Annotated in this window: 15 protein-coding genes and 1 pseudogene; 5 read left to right on the top strand and 11 right to left on the bottom strand. The window is 72.8% G+C overall.

Annotation, left to right across the window (positions count from 1 at the left end; translation table 11 throughout):
- Positions 1-43 precede the first annotated feature (43 nt).
- Positions 44-571, top strand: coding sequence for a GNAT family N-acetyltransferase (locus ACFY04_RS32090; protein ID WP_389122153.1), 528 nt, complete (start codon positions 44-46; stop codon positions 569-571).
- Between the two features lie 71 nt (positions 572-642).
- Here ACFY04_RS32090 and ACFY04_RS32085 read toward each other — a convergent pair whose 3' ends face one another.
- Entirely contained in the window at positions 643-1,539 is an 897-nt protein-coding gene (locus ACFY04_RS32085; protein WP_389122279.1) for a glutaminase, read from the bottom strand.
- A 38-nt stretch (positions 1,540-1,577) separates the two neighbouring features.
- Positions 1,578-2,270 (bottom strand): demethylmenaquinone methyltransferase, encoded by a 693-nt coding sequence (locus ACFY04_RS32080; RefSeq protein ID WP_301368029.1) that lies wholly within the window; start codon positions 2,268-2,270, stop codon positions 1,578-1,580.
- A gap of 267 nt (positions 2,271-2,537) precedes the next feature.
- Here ACFY04_RS32080 and ACFY04_RS32075 point away from each other — a divergent pair, with 267 nt between their 5' ends.
- Both ACFY04_RS32075 and ACFY04_RS32070 read left to right on the top strand, forming a co-directional pair.
- Entirely contained in the window at positions 2,538-3,440 is a 903-nt protein-coding gene (locus ACFY04_RS32075; protein ID WP_389122151.1) for a DUF3152 domain-containing protein, read from the top strand.
- Positions 3,441-3,489: 49 nt separating this feature from the next.
- Positions 3,490-3,897: a helix-turn-helix transcriptional regulator gene (locus ACFY04_RS32070; protein WP_389122149.1), complete on the top strand. Its 408-nt coding sequence runs from the start codon at positions 3,490-3,492 to the stop codon at positions 3,895-3,897.
- Here the strand turns inward: ACFY04_RS32070 and ACFY04_RS32065 are convergent.
- The 4 genes from ACFY04_RS32065 to ACFY04_RS32050 form a co-directional block, all read right to left on the bottom strand.
- A complete protein-coding gene (locus ACFY04_RS32065) occupies positions 3,863-4,507 on the bottom strand; it encodes a hypothetical protein (protein ID WP_389122147.1) in 645 nt (214 codons plus the stop codon). The genes ACFY04_RS32070 and ACFY04_RS32065 overlap by 35 nt on opposite strands.
- A gap of 16 nt (positions 4,508-4,523) precedes the next feature.
- The gene (gene mqnC, locus ACFY04_RS32060) at positions 4,524-5,723 is read right to left on the bottom strand and encodes a cyclic dehypoxanthinyl futalosine synthase (RefSeq protein ID WP_389122146.1); all 1,200 of its coding nucleotides are present in this window, start codon (positions 5,721-5,723) and stop codon (positions 4,524-4,526) included.
- A 78-nt stretch (positions 5,724-5,801) separates the two neighbouring features.
- Entirely contained in the window at positions 5,802-7,607 is a 1,806-nt protein-coding gene (locus ACFY04_RS32055; RefSeq protein ID WP_389122144.1) for a serine/threonine-protein kinase, read from the bottom strand.
- Between the two features lie 201 nt (positions 7,608-7,808).
- Positions 7,809-8,672 (bottom strand): menaquinone biosynthetic enzyme MqnA/MqnD family protein, encoded by an 864-nt coding sequence (locus tag ACFY04_RS32050; RefSeq protein WP_389122142.1) that lies wholly within the window; start codon positions 8,670-8,672, stop codon positions 7,809-7,811.
- 237 nt (positions 8,673-8,909) lie between these two features.
- Here ACFY04_RS32050 and ACFY04_RS32045 point away from each other — a divergent pair, with 237 nt between their 5' ends.
- Complete coding sequence (locus ACFY04_RS32045) at positions 8,910-9,113, top strand: cold-shock protein (protein ID WP_030012116.1); 204 nt, start codon at positions 8,910-8,912, stop codon at positions 9,111-9,113.
- Between the two features lie 189 nt (positions 9,114-9,302).
- On the opposite strand, the gene ACFY04_RS32040 is transcribed toward ACFY04_RS32045, so the two are convergent.
- The 5 genes from ACFY04_RS32040 to ACFY04_RS32020 form a co-directional block, all read right to left on the bottom strand.
- The gene (locus ACFY04_RS32040; protein WP_389122139.1) at positions 9,303-11,054 is read right to left on the bottom strand and encodes a lytic transglycosylase domain-containing protein; all 1,752 of its coding nucleotides are present in this window, start codon (positions 11,052-11,054) and stop codon (positions 9,303-9,305) included.
- A 471-nt stretch (positions 11,055-11,525) separates the two neighbouring features.
- Positions 11,526-11,660 (bottom strand): hypothetical protein, encoded by a 135-nt coding sequence (locus tag ACFY04_RS32035; protein ID WP_389122136.1) that lies wholly within the window; start codon positions 11,658-11,660, stop codon positions 11,526-11,528.
- Between the two features lie 1,022 nt (positions 11,661-12,682).
- Positions 12,683-14,422, bottom strand: coding sequence for an alpha/beta hydrolase (locus tag ACFY04_RS32030; protein WP_389122134.1), 1,740 nt, complete (start codon positions 14,420-14,422; stop codon positions 12,683-12,685).
- 98 nt (positions 14,423-14,520) lie between these two features.
- Positions 14,521-16,392: an AMP-dependent synthetase/ligase gene (locus tag ACFY04_RS32025; protein ID WP_389122277.1), complete on the bottom strand. Its 1,872-nt coding sequence runs from the start codon at positions 16,390-16,392 to the stop codon at positions 14,521-14,523.
- Between the two features lie 99 nt (positions 16,393-16,491).
- Positions 16,492-17,409: an NAD(P)H-binding protein gene (locus ACFY04_RS32020; protein ID WP_389122132.1), complete on the bottom strand. Its 918-nt coding sequence runs from the start codon at positions 17,407-17,409 to the stop codon at positions 16,492-16,494.
- 82 nt (positions 17,410-17,491) lie between these two features.
- Between ACFY04_RS32020 and ACFY04_RS32015 the strand changes: the two are divergent.
- A pseudogene (locus ACFY04_RS32015) lies at positions 17,492-18,476 on the top strand (cupin domain-containing protein).
- Positions 18,477-18,521: the final 45 nt, after the last annotated feature.

Here is an 18,521-nt window from a genome sequence, read left to right as displayed (position 1 = left end):
AGTCTATGCAGCGAGAGAGATCGCGATCCGAAGGGTGCCTCCGATGACCACCTCGCCGACCCGGCCGCTTCCCGCCGTACAGCTCCGCGTGCCCACCGACGAGGACGCGCACGCCTGGCACGCGGCCTTCGCCGACCCCGACGTCATGGAGTTCCTCGGAGGTCCCGCGGAACTGTCCGCGTACGAGGAGTTGTCCGCGCGCCAGCGCATGCACGACGCCCAGCTGGGCTACTGCCTGTGGACCCTGGTGGACGCGCAGGGTGCGGTGATCGGCTTCACCGGCGCCCAGCCGTGGCCCCGGGAGAAGGAGTGGGGCCCGGTCGGAGAGATCGAGATCGGCTGGCGGCTGGGCCGCTCCGCGTGGGGCCGGGGCTACGCGTACGCCGCCGCGCTCGCCACGCTGGAGCGGGTCCGCGCGGCCGGTGTCCCGCACGTGGTGGCGATGATCGACGCCCGGAACGCGCGTTCGGTGGCGGTGGCGGAGCGTCTGGGCATGACCCTGGCCGAGGAGTTCACCACGCCGGGCGGCAACCCGGGCCGCCGCTACGACCTGTCCCTGCGGGGCGAGTGACCGGGCTGCGCAGTTTCGGCCCCGCCGGCGTTTGAGGCGCGGGCGCCGAGCGCCGTGTGGGAAGCCGCGGTTCAGAAGACGGACAGGCCCGTCAGGGTCGTGAACCGGTCCAGCGCCGCCACGCCCGCCACCGAGTTGCCCCGGGCGTCCAGGCCCGGGCTCCACACGGCGAGGGTGCACTGGCCCGGGACGACGGCGACGATGCCGCCGCCCACCCCGCTCTTGCCGGGCAGCCCGACGCGGTAGGCGAACTCGCCCGCCGCGTCGTACGTCCCGCAGGTCAGCATCACCGCGTTGATCTGCTTGGCCTCGCTGCGCGTCAGCAGCCGTGTGCCGTCGGCGCGGAGCCCGTGCCGGGCCAGGAAGCGCCCGGCACGGGCCAGGTCGGCGCAGCTCATCTCGATGGAGCACTGCCAGAAGTAGTGCTCCAGCAGCGCGGGCACCGGATTGTCGATGTTCCCGTACGAGGCCATGAAGTGGGCGACGGCCGCGTTGCGGTCGCCGTGCTCCTGCTCGGAGGCCGCGACCTCGGCGTCGAAGCCGATGTCCGGGTTCTGGCTCTCCTGCCGCAGGAACTCCAGCAGCTCGCTGCTCGCGTCGCCCGTCAGGGTCTGGAGCCGGTCGGTGACCACGAGGGCCCCCGCGTTGATGAACGGATTGCGCGGAATGCCGTTTTCGTACTCCAGCTGTACGAGCGAGTTGAACGGGTTGCCGGAGGGCTCCCGGCCGACCCGCTCCCACAGGCTGTCGCCGCCCTCCGCCAGGGCCAGGGCGAGCGCGAAGACCTTGGTGATGGACTGGGCGGAGAAGGGGACCCGCCAGTCCCCCACCCCGCAGACGTTGCCGTCGAGGTCGGCGATGGCCATCCCGAACTGCCGCCGGTCCACGGAGGCCAGCGCCGGGATGTATTCGGCCGGAGTGCCGCTGCCGATCAGCGGGGCGATGTCGGCGGCGATCCGCTCCAGCAGGGGCCCGTAGTCCGCGGGCGCGACGTCTGGCACGGCGGTCAGTCCTTGATGCCCCGGTGCAGCGCGACGATGCCGCCGCTGAGATTGCGCCAGGCGACCTTGGACCAGCCGGCCTTCTGCAGCAGGGCGGCCAGCGCCGGCTGGTCGGGCCATTCGCGGATGGACTCGGCGAGGTACACGTACGGGTCGGGGTCGGACACCACCGTGCGGGCCACCGGCGGCAGCGCCCGCATCAGGTACTCCATGTAGACCGTGCGGAACGGCGCCCAGGTGGGCTGCGAGAACTCGCAGATGACGACCTGCCCGCCGGGCTTCGTCACCCGGTACAGCTCGCGCAGGGCGGCGTCGGTGTCCTGGACGTTGCGCAGCCCGAAGGAGATCGTGACGGTGTCGAAGACGTCGTCCTTGAACGGCAGCTTCGTCGCGTCACCGGCGGTCAGCGGCAGCCAGGAGTGCCTCTTCTTGCCCTCCATGAGCATGCCCAGGGAGAAGTCGCAGGGGACGACGTACGCGCCGGTGGCGGCGAAGGGCAGCGAGGAGGTGGCGGTTCCGGCGGCCAGGTCGAGGACCACGTGCCCGGGGCGCGCGCCGACCGCCTTGGCGACCTCCTTGCGCCACAGCCGGGCCTGGCCCAGCGAGATGACGTCGTTGGTGAGGTCGTATTTCGCCGCGATGCCGTCGAACATGGAGGCGACTTCGTGCGGCTGCTTGTCCAGGGAAGCCCTTGTCACTGGCGTTCGCCCCTCGGTGTGCGATGCGGATCGGCGGGTACGCACCCATCCTCTCAGGCCGGGCCCCCCGCGAGCCGCGGGGGCTCCCGCCACCCCCGCCCGCCTTACCCACCGGACAGGTGTCGGAAACTGTTCCGAAGGACAGTTACGCGACGCCCCGGCGGACACGTTGACTGACACAGTGCGGCCCGGTGAGGGTCACCCACTGGATCGGTGACCGAATCGTGGCCGGTCCGGCAGGGGCCGCCGCGAACAGGAAGCTTCACGATGCCGGCAGGCCATTCCAGCGGTCGCTCCCGCCGCAGCAGCCCGCGCGCCCAGCGCCGGGCCGAGCGGCGCAAGCGGCTGCGGCGCACGATCCTCCTCGGCTCGGCGGCCCTCGCCGTGGTCTCGGCGACCGCGTACACGCTGCTGCCCCAGGACGACGACGCGAAGGCCGCCGCGGGCCGGACCGCGGCCAAGCCCGACCCGACGGCCGGGGAATCCGGCGACGGTTCCGCGAACGCGGTCCCGCAGGGCGGCCAGCAGTCCCCCTCCGCACAGCCGTCCAGCTCACCCGCGGCGTCTCCCCCGGCCTCGCCCACGCCGTCGCCCGACGCCGCGACACCTGCCCAGCCGGGTGCCTTCAAGGCCTCCGCCACCGCCGGCAAGGCGCAGGGCAAGGGGCCCGCGCGCCGCTGGCGGATCGAGGTCGAGGAGGGCAGCGGAGTCGAACCGGAGTCGGCCGCCCGCTCGGTCGAGGCGATCCTCGGGGACCGGCGCGGCTGGACCCAGGACCCGAAGTACGGCTTCCAGCTCGTCGGGGCGGGCCAGCCGGTCGATTTCACCATCAAGATCGCTACGCCCAAGACCACCGACCGCCTGTGCGAGGTGGTCACGCCCGAGCTCATCGGCGAGACCAACTGCAGCACGGGGCACACCGTCGTGGTCAACCTCAAGCGCTGGCAGGAGGGTTCGCCGCAGTTCAACGGCACGCCCGAGGAGTACCGGGCCCTGATCATCAACCACGAGGTCGGGCACGAGCTCGGCCGCGGGCACGAGGGCTGCCCGGGCGCCGGAAAGCCCGCTCCGGCGATGATGCAGCAGATCAAGGGACTTCAGGGCTGCAAGTCCAACGCCTGGCCGTACGACTCCGATGGAACCTACCTGTCCGGTCCACACGTCCTATAGGGGGGAGAGCCGGCCACAGGACGGACCGGCCGGGGGGCAAGGAGAAAACGTGCGCGTCGTCAGCTTCAGCGTCCCGGCGTGGTTCCCCTCGTACGAGGAGCCGGGCGCGGAGGCGCAGGCGCCGCGCGAGGACGTGCCGGGCGGCTCCGTGCCGGGCGGCTCCGTGCCCGACGGGGACCGGCCCGCCGACGTCCAGCTCACCGAGCAGGAATCGGCGGTGTTCCTGTGCCTGGCCACCGGCGCTTCCAACCGGGAACTGGCCGTCGAGCTCCAACTCTCCGTCAGCACCGTCAAGTTCCACGTGGTCAACATACGGGCGAAGCTGGGCGGCATCAGCCGCCTGCAGGCCTGCCTGCTGGCCGCCCTCGCCCGGGAGGACACCCGGCGCGCCGAGGACACCGCCCGCGGCGGGGAGAGCGGGCTCAGCGACGACGGTGCAGCAGCCGTCCGCCGATGACCGTGGCCACGCACGTGGTCGCACCCCGCTCCAGCAACTCGGCCTCGTCCGCCACCGCGAAGACCGCGAAGCGCGCCGGAACCCCCGCCTCCAGGATCCCGTGGAAGGCCTCCGCCGCAGCGCCCCGCCCGGCGAAGGGATCCAGGGCGGGCAGCCCCTCGTAGCCGGCGGGCGGCAGGATCGTGAGCCCGGACCGGGACACCGCCGTGCGCACCGCCGGGACCGTGAAGCGGCCGCAGACCGCCACCACCCCGCGGGCCAGCAGCCGCTGCGTACCGCGCCGGGCGCTGTGGCCCCACCGCGGCTCGGTCATCTTCAGCGCCTCCAGCGCGGTGGCCCCCCTGATCGGGTCGGCGCCGAGCTCGGTGACCTCGTACGGGTCGTCCGGGTAGTACGTGCGCTCCAGCAGCTCGTCCGCCCCGCGCACCACCAGCCCCGGGGTGATCACCCCGGGCCAGCGGCGGGTCCGGGCGTGCGGGTGGGCCGCGGCGACCTCCTCGTACGGCCCCACGCGTGCGATCCGGTCGCCGTCGACGAGGACCGCACCGCCGGGCAGCGGCGCGGACCCCGGCCCGGGGACCAGGAGTTCGGCGGTGTGCAGCGTCAGCATCGGTCGGCCGGCGTCGTCAGTTCGTGGAGATGAGCTTCAGCTCGGGGTGCGCCGTTCCGCCTTCGATGGCGGTGGAGGAGATGTGCGAGACCACGCGCTCGTCGACCGGGTCGTTCGCCGGGTCGTCGTGCACGAGCAGGTGCTCGTAGGTCGTCGCGCGCTGCGCCGGGGTGCGGCCCGCCTTGCGGATCAGGTCGATGATCTCCTGGCGGTTGGAGCGGTGCTTGGCACCGGCCGAGGAGACGACGTTCTCCTCCAGCATGATCGACCCGAGGTCGTCGGCGCCGTAGTGCAGCGAGAGCTGGCCCGCCTCCTTGCCGACGGTCAGCCAGGAGCCCTGGATGTGGGCGATGTTGTCGAGGAACAGCCGCGCGATCGCGATCATGCGCAGGTACTCGAAGATCGTCGCCTGGGTGCGGCCCTTGAGGCGGTTGTTCTCGGGCTGGTAGGTGTACGGGATGAAGGCGCGGAAGCCGCCCGTACGGTCCTGCGTGTCCCGGATCATCGCGATGTGCTCGATGCGCTCGGCGTTGGTCTCGCCGGTGCCCATCAGCATGGTGGAGGTGGACTCCACGCCCAGCGTGTGGGCGATCTCCATGATCTCCAGCCAGCGCTCGCCGGACTCCTTGAGCGGGGCGATCGCCGTGCGCGGCCGCTCCGGCAGCAGCTCGGCGCCGGCGCCCGCGAAGGAGTCGAGGCCGGCCGCGTGGATGCGCTGGATGGCCTCCTCCGCCGAGACGCCCGAGATGCGGGCCATGTGCTCGACCTCGGACGCGCCGAGGGAGTGGATGACCAGCTGCGGGAAGTCCTTCTTGATGGCGGAGAAGTGGTGCTCGTAGTACTCGACGCCGTAGTCCGGGTGGTGCCCGCCCTGGAACATGATCTGGGTGCCGCCGAGTTCGACGGTCTCCGCGCAGCGGCGCAGGATGTCGTCGAGGTCGCGGGACCAGCCCTTCTTCGCGTCCTTGGGGGCCGCGTAGAAGGCGCAGAACTTGCACGCCGTGACGCACACGTTGGTGTAGTTGATGTTCCGCTCGATGATGTACGTCGCGATGTGCTCGGTACCGGCGTAGCGGCGGCGGCGCACGGCGTCGGCCGCCTGGCCCAGCGCGTGCAGCGGCGCGTGGCGGTAGAGGTCGAGCGCCTCTTCCCTGGTGATCCGGCCCCCCGCGGCGGCGCGGTCGAGGACAGACTGGAGAACGGCCTGGTCGGTCACCGGTGAGTCACCTTTCGGCGGTGTGTCTGTGTCAAGGTCCGGACCGATCCAGCCTACGCCAGGGTGTGGCGACGGGATTCAGGGGCTTCGCCTGAGATCGCCTTCGGGGTTTCCGGCCGGGGCGTCGCCCGACTTGTAGTGCAGTGTCCCGTCCGCGTTGAGCGTGAAGCGCTCGTCGGCGGAGCCGTTGGAGCAGACGCCGGGGGCCGGGTTGGGGCCGGCCGAGGTGTCCAGGACCAGCGAACGGTCGGTGGCGGAGGAGAGCTTCCAGTCGCCGCTGCAGTCGGTCCCGAAGAGCGGGAGGATCGACTTGTCCCGGCCGACGACCTCACCGACCTTGCCGGCCTTGATGGTGATCTCGAACTCGGTGGAGAGCCGGGCGCGGGCGGTGGTGACCGTGCCCTTCCACGTGCCGATGAGCTCCTTGGGAACGTCGGTACGGCTCCCGGACGGCGGCGCGGAGCTCCCGCCGGTGGCCGCGGCCGAGGGTGCCGAGGCGCCCGGGGCGGGCGAGGAGGCGGAGGGCCGCCCGCCGGAGTCGGCCAGGTCCCGCTGGTCGCCGCCCTGGCCCGGCAGCAGGTCCAGGAAGTAGATCCCGCCGGACAGCACCGCGAGGACGGCCGCCGCGGCCAGTACGACGGTGCAGCTGAACCGGCGCCCCGCGGCGCTGACGGTGACCTGCCGCCCGTCGGCCGCGCTCCGCGGCTGCGGCACCGCGCCGCCGGCTCCGGGCAGCCCGCCGGCGGTCTCGGTGGGACTGCCGTACGGGCCCGCGGCCTGGGCGGCGTACGGGGAGCCCGCGCCCTGACTCCCGTACGGGCCCGTGCTCCCGTACGGGCCCTGGCTCCCGTACGAGGGGTCCGGCGCCCCGAAGCCGGCGCCGGCGGGGGCGTACGACCCGGCGGTGAACGGGACCGGGCCCGACGCGGCCTCCGGTGCCGCCGCGACCCCGGCTCCGGCCGGGGCCGGCCCGCCTCCCGCACCGCCCTCGGAGGAATCGGCGTCCAGGTCCAGCAGGGCCACGGCGGCCCGGCTGGCCTCCTCGACCAGCGGCCCGGGCAGCCAGCCGGGGGCGCCCAGCGCCCCGCCGAGGGCCGCCACGACCGCCTCGGGGGCCGGCCGCTCCGCGGCCGACTTGGCCAGGCAGGCCTCGATCAGGTCGCGCACGTCCCCCGCCGGGAGCGCACCCAGCTCGGGAGGCTCGTGGACCACCTTGTAGAGGAGGGTGGCCGAGTTGTCCCCGGTGAACGGCGGCCGCCCGGTCGCCGCGAAGGCCATGACCGCGCCGAGCGAGAACACGTCGGCCGCCCCGGTGATCCCCTTGCCCAGGATCTGCTCGGGCGACATGTAGCCGGGCGAGCCGACGGAGACCCCGGTGGAGGTCAGCGAGGCGGTGCCGTCCGTGGCCCGCGCGATCCCGAAGTCGATCAGCCGCGGCCCGTCGAGGGTGAGCATCACGTTCGACGGCTTCACGTCCCGGTGTACGAGGCCCAGGCCGTGCACGGCCACCAGGGCGCGGGCCAGCCCGGCGCCGATGGCCCGTACCGAGGCCTCGGGGAGCGGGCCGTGCGCGGCCAGCGCGCGGTCCAGGGAGGGCCCGGCCACGTACCCGGTGGCCACCCACGGCACCGGGGCCTCGGGGTCCGCGTCCAGCACCGGCGCGGTCCATTCGCCGCCCACCCGGCGGGCCGCCTCCACCTCACGGCGGAACCGGGCCCGGAACTCCTCGTCGGTGGCGAAATGCGGGTGCACGATCTTGACGGCGACGGTCCGGCCGCCCGCGCTGCGCCCCAGGTAGACCCGGCCCATGCCACCCGCGCCGAGCCGGCCGAGCAGCCGGTAGGCGCCGATGGTCCGCGGCTCACCGGCTTCGAGCGGCTGCATCGCGTCCCCCAATTCCCCGTGATCCCGGGCGCCTTGTGCCGCCCGGCCGAGCAGCAGCCTAGGCGGTGCCGGGGCGGGGGAAGGAGCGCAGTCACCCTTTTGCATTTCCATCCCGGGGCAGGAAATGCAAAAAGGGCGGGAATTCCCGGTAAACCTCACATTCGCCCGCCCACCTTTTGGACTAGCGGCGGGTAAACCCGGTCAGAACTCCTGGACCACCGTGCTCAGCAGCTCCACGGCGACATCCGCGGGATACCCGGTCGTCGATCCCGTACGGCGTGCGAATTCACGTACGCCGGCCAGCTGCTCGGGACCGAAGCGGAAGTCGAGCGTCGTGAAGTACCGCTCCAGCAGCTCCGCGTCGAAGGCCTCCCAGCGGGCCGCCTGCTCGGCCACCTTGGTGACCTCCTCCAGGGAGACGTCCCGGGAGGAGAGGAAGGCCTCGTGGACCTCCCGCACGACGGCGGGCTCGCGGGCGAGGTAGTCCTTGCGGGCGGCCCAGACGGCGAAGACGAACGGCAGCCCGGTCCACTCCTTCCACATGTGCCCGAGGTCGTGAACGGTCAGCCCGAGCCGGGGCGCGTCGTGCAGGGAGGCCCGCAGCGCGGCGTCTCCGATCAGTACGGCCGCGTCCGCCTCCTGCATCATCACGCTCAGGTCGGGCGGGCAGGTGTAGTAGTCGGGCCGTACGCCGTACTGCTCGGAAAGCAGCAGCTGGGCGAGGCGTACGGACGTACGGGAGGTGGAGCCGAGTGCGACGCGGGCTCCGTCGAGCTGCTCCAGGGGGACCTGCGAGACGATCACGCAGGACATCACCGGACCGTCGCAGCCGACGGCGATGTCGGGGAAGGCGACGAGCTGGTCGGCGTTGCGGAGGAACTCCACGAGGGTGATCGGGGCGATGTCCAGGTCCCCCTGGACGAGGCGCTCACTGAGTTTCTCGGGGGAGTCCTTGGTCAGCTCCAGGTCCAGCAGAGTGCCGGTTCTGGCCAGCCCCCAGTAGAGGGGCAGGCAGTTCAGGAACTGAATGTGGCCGACACGGGGCCGGCTGCGATAGACGTCCACATCGCGAGACTAGCCCCCGGGTCTGCGTCAGCCTTGCGGCGGGTCTCAAACGTCCGGGTGACGTGATCTTTCCCTCTGGTCTCGGCCGCAGGGTGCGTGCTAGGCTCGACGCAAGTTGCAGTTTGGTTTCCCTTGCAGTACGAGGCCTGCGGAGAATGTGACCCGCAGGCTTTTGTAGTTTTCAGACTTCTTAGCAGGTTCTGGAGCAGGGCGACCCTTTGGCCCATAGGAGGGCTCATGGCTACCGGAACCGTGAAGTGGTTCAACGCTGAAAAGGGCTTCGGCTTCATCGCCCAGGACGGCGGCGGCCCGGATGTCTTCGTCCACTACTCCGCGATCAACGCCTCTGGCTTCCGCTCCCTTGAGGAGAACCAGACGGTGAACTTCGACGTCACGCAGGGTCCGAAGGGCCCGCAGGCGGAGAACGTCACCCCGGCCTAGTCGCCTGGGCCAACCTAAATCGCGGGTTGGAAAAGCAGTACCCAAGGAGCCCTGTCCCCTCTGCGCGAGCAGATCCGGCAGGGCTCCTGCCTTTCCCCCTCTCCCCCGGCGGGGTGGGGCGGGGCGGGCAACGCAGTGGCCCCCGGCACCGTGGGAACGGTGCCGGGGGCCACTGGCGTACGTACGGCCTCAGGGGCGGGCGGCCGGCTCCTTCGCGGGAACCGGGGCCGGGACGACCGGGGTCGTGGGCGTGGTCGTGGTCGGGGGCGTGGTCGGCGTCGTGGCCGGAGCCGTGACCTTGAGCTCCAGGACCAGGGTCACCTTCTCCTTGGTCGTCAGGCGCACGAAGTAGGGGCCCGGGGCCACGTCCGTGGTGAACAGCTCCGGCAGGACGATCTTGCCGTCGGCGCCCGTCTTGGCCAGCAGCCGGCCGAGGACCGGCTTGCCGGCCTCGTCCTTGAAGAACGGGCTCTTCGCGGTCTCCGGGTCCACCGGGACCCACTTGCCGTCCGCGTCCTTCACGACCAGGTCGGCCACGGTCTCCGTACCCGCGACGGCCTTCCCGGCGGCGGTGGCGAAGACCTCCACGCCGGTGAAGCTCTTGCCGGCGACCGCCTCCAGCGGCTTCGCGTCACCCGCACGGGCCAGCTTGTCCGCGACCGTCACCGTCACCGTGACCTTGCCTTCGAGGTTCACGGTGAACCGGCCCTGCGGGTCGTAGGCCGAGGCCCGCAGCGTGAAGGTGCCGGCCTTGGGACCCGCCTTGAGCCCGGGCGCGGCGGCGATGCCGTCGGCGCCCGCCTTGACCACCAGGGAGTCCGCCGTCCCGAAGAGCGTGCCGCCGGTGGTGTCCCCCTCGACCGCGAAGACGACCTCCTGGTTGACGGCGGGCTTGCCGTCGCTGAGGAGCACCTTGACCCGGGGGACCTCCGCGAAGGCCGCACCGGCCTCGGCCGTGAGGCCGGAACCGCCGAGGACCGTCAGCTCCGACAGGCGCGGGGTGGCCGGCTTCGGCTGCTCCGGCGTCGGGGTCGGCGTGGGGGTCGGCTTGGGAGTGGGGGTCGGCGTCGGGGTCGGGGTCGGCGTCGGCGTGGGCGTCACCGGGGTCGACGGCGTGACCGGCACGCGCGGGGTGGGCAGGGTGCCCGGCGGCTGCGTCGGGTAGTCCCCGACGGGCGGGTTCGGCACCTCGCCGACGCCACCGGCCTGGTACTGGCGCATGTAGCCGAGCACGGTGTTCACGTACTCGCGGGAGTTGTTGTAGCTGAGGATCGCCTGGTCGAGCTTGGCCGCGTTCGACAGGTCGCGGTCGCCCGCGCACAGGTAGAGACCCGCGCCCAGGGCCGCGTCGTAGATGTTGTTCGGGTCGCGCTTGGAGTCGCCGTTGCCGTCGGCGCCCCAGGTGGCCCAGGTGGACGGGATGAACTGCATCGGGCCGACGGCCCGGTCGTACACCGCGTCCGCGTCCCACTCGCCCTTGTCCGTGTCCCGGATCTCGGCGAAGCCGTTGCCGTCGAGGCGCGGGCCGCGGATGGGCTTCTCGGTGTAGCCGTCCGCCTTGAGCCCGTAGCCCGAGGCGTGGACGGACTCCACCCGGCCGATGCCCGCGAGCAGTTGCCAGGGCAGCTTGCAGCCGGGGAGCGCGGCACCCACCGACAGTTCGGCACGGTGATAGGCGTCGAGGGCGGTCGCGGGTATCCCGCTGGCCGCCTCCGGAGCGCCCACCCCGGTGGGCGGCGGGTCGGCGACGATGTCGGGCAGATCCAGCCGGGCGTCACCGCGGTCGGCGGCCTGCGGACTGTCCGGAGTGGGCTCGGACTCTCCCGCGTCGGCGGTCGACGGGCTGGTCACGACCGCGGCGGTGGTCAGGCTGGCCGCGAGCGCGGCCGTGCACAGGACCTTGCGCGAGGTGTTGACGAGGTGGCGGTGAAGCGGCTTCACAGTGCGGCGATCCCCCCAAGGAGCCGTCAAATGTATGTGGCTGGTCGAGCCGTGAATATCCACTGTCTATCAGGTATTCGCCGCCGACTCGCCGTCCCTCCGGGAGATGTGACGCACCATTCGTCTCGGCTTCACCCGGGTCTCATGGCCGATTGGACAGACACCCCGACCCCCCGCCCGAATCGTCCCCATAACAGCCTATTTCTACCGCCTCCCGCCGACCGCACAGGCGACCGAAGACGGCCACGGAATCCGTCACGGCCGGTACGGCTCCCCCGGAGCGACCGGTGATGTGACCCGGCTCACTCGACAAAACCTGGCCGGGTAAGACGAATTCCGGGGAGCGTGGCGGTCTCCCCTGCGTACGCACGAACTGGTCTCCACGGCGATCAGCCCGGCCGGTGTGCACGTGTGCACCTACCGCCCGGCCGCCAAGAGCTAGCGACCGGGCGGGGCGCGGGGCGGCGGCCGTCAGCGCCAGACGACGGCCCGCCACTGGACCGGCCGGGTACGGGAGGAGCCCACGTTCCCGGCCACGCGGCCGGTCGTGTCGATCGCGATCGGGTCGGTCGTATCGACACCGGCGGGGACGGGAAGTGCGCTCACCCGGCCCTGCGCGTCGAGGTCACGGCAAATTCGTCGGAGGTGCCCACGCTGGTTCCTCCGTCGTTGATCCCCCGGGCGACGAGAACGGTTCGACGACCGCCCCCTCCCCGGGCGAAGGTGCGCAGAAACGACGGTCAGAAGATCAGCATGCCGATCTCGACCAGGATTCCGGCGACGGCGGCCGGCACGATGGCGATGACCAGGCCGGCCAGGGCCACGAAGACGTAGCCCTCGCCGTCCGCCACCCTGCCCTGGCGGGCGCAGGCGAACAGCCAGGCCGCCAGGCCGCCAGGACCAGGAACGGCAGGAGCAGCAGGCCGATGACGGTGCCGAAGTGGAACACCGCGCTGCCCGACAGTTCGTACGCCCGTCCCCGCGCCGTCCTGACCTCCACCTGGGTACCGGGCCGGTAGTCCTCGGCGGCCGTGTCCAGGACGATGTCGCGGGGCGGCCCGTCCGACCGCCGGGGGGAGTACCGGCCGGCGCAGTCGGTACCCGTCGCATAGCCCTCGGCGTCGCTCGCCTCGTAGCACTCCTGGATGGAGACGACCCCGTCGACGGGCCCGAACCCGAGCACGGCGGCCATCTGCGGCCCGGGCAGCAACCACGTCAACCACCCGGCGAAAGCAAGGGTCACCACCACCCCGGCCCCGGCAGCCCCCCGCCCCAACACCCGCACACCACGACGCACCACGCCCGCCCCCTCGGTCCCTTGGGTGGCGAATACCCACGGGGGCGGGAGGCGACGCGGGGGGCGGGCGGGCGGGGGCGGGGGCGGGAGCTGGCCGGCTCCCGCCCACCGAAGCCCCGGCCCCCGCCCCGACCCCGCCTCATTCCCCGTACAGCCCCGCGATCTCCCGCGCGTACCGTTCCGCCACCACGCCCCGGCGGAGTTTCAGGGACGGTGTCAGGGTGCCCGCCTGGGGGGGGTGAAGTCCTCCGGGAGGATGTGGAAGGCGCGGATGCGGGACGGGCGGACCGGGTTGCCTCCCGGACCGGTCGGTCCGACGGGTCCGACGGGTTCACTCTCCGGCGGGGCAGGACCGTGTCCCGGACGGCAGCCGCCCGTACAGGAGGAAGTCGTCGACGTACTGCCCTACGCAACGCGAGGTCCCGTAGCCGGTGTGCCCGTCGCCCTTGTGGTCCACGATCACCGCCGAACCCAGCCTCTCGGCCGTCTCCTCCGTCCACTCGTACGGCGTCGCCGGGTCGCCGCGGGTGCCGACCAGCAGCATCGGCGGTGCCCCCGGGTGGTCGATCTTCCGGATGAAGTCGGTGCCGGGGGGCCGCCCGTAGCAGGTGAGCACGGACAACAGCTGCGCCACCCCGAACACCTTCGAGACCTGGAGGAACTCCTCCGCCAGTTCGTTGATCTCCTTCTCCAGCGCGGCCGGGGTGGCCTTGTCGATCGACCGGTCCGGGTCGTCGGCGCAGGTCACAGCGGCGAGGGCGGCGGCGAGGTTGTCGGCGGGCACCGGATCGGATCCGTCGGCCTGCGATGCCGGGTCCGGCGGGTCGGTCGGCTCCGGCGGCTCCGGCGGGTCCGTTGGCTCCGGCGACTCCGTCAAGCCGACCAGGGCCAGCAGCCCGGCCGGATCGTGCTGGCGCTCGGCCTGTGCCAGCGCCTTGGCGAGCGCGGGCCACGTGCTCGGTGAGTACAGGGCCTGCCCGATCGCGAGGGTGGCGACCAGGCCGCTCACCGGTATGCCGTCGTGGCCGACCAGCGGCTCCGTGTCGAGCCGCTCCACCAGGGCGGCCACCTTCTCCTTGGCGGTACGGGTGTTCGTCCCGTAGACGCAGCCGGTCTGATGGGCGCACCAGGTCAGGAAGTTGTCCAGGGCCTGCTGCTGGCCGCGGGCCGATACGAGCGCCTGCTCGGTCAGCGATTCGGTGAGGGTGTCGACGCCGTCCAGGGCCATGCGGCCGGTGGTCCGCGGGAACAGGGCGGCGTACACGGCGCCGAGCCGGCTCCCGTAGGAGAAGCCGAGGAAGTTGAGCTTCTCGTCGCCGAGGACGCGGCGCAGCACGTCCATGTCGCGGGCGACGTCGACGGTTCCCATGTGCGCGAGGACCGGGCCGGAGTTGACCTCGCAGCGCTTGACCTCGTCCCGCAGGGTGGCCAGCGCCGCGGCCATGCCGGCGTTCGGGTCTGCTTCGGCCTGCCGGGCGCCGCCGCAGGAGACCGGGTCGCTGTGGCCCACGCCGCGGGGGTCGAAGCCGATCAGGTCGTAGCGTTCGCCGAGGTCGGCGAACAGCTTGGGATCGGCGGCGAGGCCGGCCATGCCAGAGGCGCCGGGGCCGCCGAAGTTGATCAGCAGCGAGCCGATGCGGCGGTCCGGGTCGGTGGCCGGGATCCGGCCCAGGGCCACCTTGACCGTGCCCTTGGCCGGGGCCGCGTAGTCGAGCGGGACCTCCACGACGGCGCACCGCATCTCGGCGGGGACGGGCTTCTCGGGGCAGTCGCCCCAGCGGACGCGCTGGGCGTGGAACCGCGCCAGGGGGTCGTCACCCCCGGTGGGCGCAGGGGCGGGAGCGGGCGCAGGGGCGGGCGTGGGCGCAGGGGCGGGCGTGGGCGCCGGGGCGGGCGTGGGCACCGGGGCGGGCGTGGGCACCGGGGCGGGAGCGGGCGCCGGGGTGGCAGCGGGCGCCGGGGCGGGAGCGGGCGCCGGTATGGGCGCCGGGGCCGCCCCCAGCGAGGCCAGGAGCATCGCGCCGGCGGCCAGGCCCGCGGCCGTGGCCCTACGGACTCGGGAACGGTGCACTGCGCCCTCCTCGGGCGGCCCCCCGGACCCATCTGCCCACCATAGACCGGCTCCGCGGTCCCCGCCGCCCGGCGCCGGCGGGGCACCGGGCCCGCCGCTCAGGCCTCCCGCGGCCCCCGGTACAGCTCCTGGATCCGGTCCGCGTAGTCCCGGGCGATCGCGCCCCGCCGGAGCTTCAGCGACGGGGTCAGGTGGCCGCGCGCCTCGGTGAAATCGCCCGGCAGGACGGCGAAGCGGCGGATCGACTCGGCCCGTGAGACCAGCCGGTTCGCCTCGTCCACCGCCCGCTGGAGGTCCGCCCGCAGTTCCTCGTCCCGCACCAGCTCGCGCATCGGCACGTTCTGCTTCTTGTGCATCTGGCGCCAGTGCTGCAGCCCGTCGGGTTCCAGGGTGATCAGTGCGGTGATGTAGGGCCGGTTGTCGCCGACCACCATGCACTGGCCGACCAGCGGATGGGCCCGCAGCCAGTCCTCCAGTGGCGCCGGGGCCACGTTCTTGCCGCCGGAGGTGATGATCAGGTCCTTCTTGCGGCCGGTGATGGTGAGGTACCCGTCGCCATCGAGCTCGCCGATGTCGCCGGTGGCCAGCCAGCTCCCGTACGGGGCCGCGTGCGCGGCGTTCCAGTAGCCGGCGAAGACGTGGCCGCCGCCCAGCAGCACCTCACCGTCGTCCGCGATCCGTACGGCCGTGCCCGGCAGCGGCCAGCCGACCGTGCCGAGGCGGGGCCGCAGCGGCGGGGTCACGGTGCTCGCGCCGGTGGTCTCCGTCAGCCCGTAGCCCTCGAAGACCTCGATGCCGGCGCCGGTGTAGAAGGCGGCGAGCCGCCGGCCCAGGGGTGATCCGCCGCTCAGGACGTAGCGGACGCGGCCGCCGAGCGCGGCCCGGATGCGCCGGTAGACGAGCGGGTCGTAGACGGACCGGGCGAGGCGCAGCACGAGCCCGGGGTTCCGGGCCTCGGCGGTCTCGGCGAAGCGCTGCGCGATGCGGGCGGCCCGGTCGAAGGAGGAGGCCCGGCCCATCTTCTCGGCGGTGGCCCGGGCGGTGTTGTAGACCTTCTCCAGTACGTAGGGGATGGCCAGGAGGAAGGTGGGCCGGAACCCGGCGAGGTCCGCGAGGAGGTCCTCGGTACGGATGCTGGGCGCGTGCCCGAGCTTGACCCGGGCCCGCATGCAGCCGACGGCGACCATCCGCCCGAAGACGTGGCTGAGCGGCAGGAACAGCAGGGTGGAGGCGGGGTCCTTGCTGACGGACTTGAAGACGGGGTGCAGCAGCTCCACCGCATTGTCCACCTGGGCGAAGAAGTTGGCGTGGGTGATCACGCATCCCTTGGGCTGCCCGGTGGTGCCGGAGGTGTAGATGAGCGTGGCGACGGAGTCCGGTGTACGGGCGGCCCGCCGGTGGTGCACCACCGCGTCCGGGATGCGTTCCCCGGCCTTGACCAGCCGGGCCACCGCGCCGGTGTCGAATTCCCACAGGTGGGTCAGCCAGGGCAGGTTGCCGCGTTCGGCGCTGATGAGCCGGGCCTGCGCGGTGTCCTCGACGGCACAGGCCACGGCCCCGGAGTCCTGGATGATCCAGCGCGCCTGGAGGGCGGAGGAGGTGGGGTAGATCGGTACGGTGACCAGGCCGGCGGCCCAGCCGGCGAAGTCGAGCAGGGTCCACTCGTAGGTCGTACGGGCCATGATGGCGAGCCGGTCGCCCGCCCGGAGCCCTTCGGCGATCAGGCCCTTGGCCACGGCGAGCACCTCGGCCGCGAACTGCGCGGCCGGGACGTCGTGCCAGACGCCGTCCTGGTCCTTGCGGGCGAGCACCGCCTCCCCGGGGGCCTCCCAGGCGTTGACGAAGGGGAGGTCCCCGAGGGATCCCCGGTCCGGAGGGCCCGCCAGCGCGGGCACCCGTACCTCGCGGACCACTCCGTCGATCACGGTCTTGACGGGTTCGACCGGTTCTACGGACCGGACCGGCCTCAGCTCGGCTCCCACGGCGCACTCTCCTTGGCTCGGCACGAGTGTTACCGCCGGTAATTTAGGTAGCGGTAACCCTCTCCGACCAGCCCCTGGAGCCCTTCTTCACGGACGCTCCACGCCACCGCCACCGCCACCGCCACCGCCCCACACCCCGGACACGGCGGTGGTCCGCACGTAGTCGGCGAAGTCACGGGGTTCCCGGCCGAGCACCCGCTGCACACCGTCGGCGAGGGTGGCGAAGCGGCCCTCGGCGATCCAGCCGTAGAGCAGGTTCAGCAGGCCGACGAACTCCTCCGGCACGCCCTGCCCCACGGCGTAGGCGGCGAACTCGTCCGCCGGGAGCGGACGGTAGGCGATCACCCGGCCGGTGGCCCGGGCGATCTCGTCGACCACGGAGTCCAGGCTCAGCAGCCGCGGACCGGACAGCTCGTAGGCCTGCCCGCCGTGCCCCTCCTGGGTGAGGGCGGCCACGGCGACCCCGGCGATGTCCTCGGCGTCGATGAACGGCTCGACGCCGTCCCCGGCCGACATCACGAGCTCGCCGCCCCGGACCTGCCCCTGGATGAACGGGTCCTCGCTGAAGTTCTGGAAGAACCAGGACGGCTTGAGGATGGTCCACTGCGCGCCGGACTCGCGGACCGCGCGCTCGCAGGGGAGTTTCTCCTCGCCCTCCGGCACCACCCAGTCGCGGGCGGACAGCAGCACCAGCCGCTCGACGCCGGAGGCCACGGCCAGCTTGGCGAAGGAGCGCATCGACTCGGCGGCGTCGGGGAGCTGCGAGTCGACCAGATAGGCCGCGCCGACCCCCTCCAGCGTCCGCTCCCAGGTGTTCTCATCGGTCCAGTCGAAGGCGACCGGCCCCTTCCGGGAGGCTCCCCGGACCTCGTGACCGCGCTGCCGCAGCTGCGCGGCCACCCGGCTTCCCGTCTTGCCGGTGCTGCCCAGGACCAGGATCGGCCTGGCCGTCGTGTCGTTCTTCGTCGTCGTGTTCGCCGTCGCGTTGTTCTTCGTCGTCGTCATGTGACCAGTCAATCCGGCGGCGCCCGGACGCGAAATGGTCGTCCCGCTCAGATACATGTCCCAGCGTCTAGGCTGTGGTCGCATGGATGCGCTGGCGAGCCTGCTGTACGAAGTCCGGTCCGACGGGGCCCTGTTCAGCCGGAACGTCCTCGCCCCGCCGTGGTCGATCCGCATCGCCGACCCGACACCGATCGCCCTGGCCACCATGCTGCGCGGCACGGGCTGGATCGTGCCCGGCGGTGGCGAGGAGCCCGTCGCGCTCGGCGAGGGCGACGTGGCCATCGTGACCGGGGCGCGGCCGTTCACCCTCGCGGACACCGCCGACGGGGACGTGCGGACGCCGCCGCTGTGGGTGGTGCACGGGCCCGGCCGCTGCACGACCGCCGACGGCGCGGAGATCGGCGAAGAGGCTGCTGGGCCTTCGCACCTGCGGGAACAGCACGGACGGCCCGACCGTCCTGCTCACCGGCAGCTACCAGGTCGGCGGCCGGGTCTCCGAGCGGCTGCTGAGCGCGCTCCCCCGGGTGCTCGTCGTACGCCACGACGGCGGGCCCGGACCCATCCTGGACCTCACCGCCCTGGAGATCGGCCGGGACGACCCCGGCCAGCAGGCCGTCCTGGACCGGCTCCTGGACCTGCTCCTGCTGTCCACCCTGCGGGAGTGGTTCACCCGCCCGGAGACCGATCCGCCCGGGTGGTACCGGGCACTCGGCGACCCCGTCACGGGCCGGGCGCTGCGGCTGATCCACGACGGGCCCGAACGGCCGTGGACGGTGGCGGACCTCGCCGAGGAGGCCGGGGTCTCGCGTGCGACGTTCGCGCGCCGCTTCGGTGAGCTGGTCGGCAGGCCGCCGATGGCCTACCTGACCGACTGGCGCCTGGCACTGGCGGCCGACCTGCTGGTGCGCACCGAGGACACGGTGGAGTCGATCGCCCACCAGGTCGGCTACCGCAGCGCGTTCGCCCTGAGCGCGGCCTTCCACCGCGTCCACGGAACCCGCCCCGGCCGGCACCGCGCGACGGCCGCCGCCCGACGGGCCGGTCAGGAGGGCGGGATGCCGGGATGACCGGGGGCGGGCGGCCCAGGGGCTGTCGGCGGCAGGAGGTAGCGT

The sequence above is a fragment of the Streptomyces sp. NPDC001549 genome (genome assembly GCF_042894025.1).
In the GTDB taxonomy this organism is placed as follows: Bacteria; Actinomycetota; Actinomycetes; order Streptomycetales; family Streptomycetaceae; genus Streptomyces; species Streptomyces kutzneri.
Note: the sequence above shows the minus strand (reverse complement) of the source record. Positions and strands in the feature narration are given on the sequence as shown.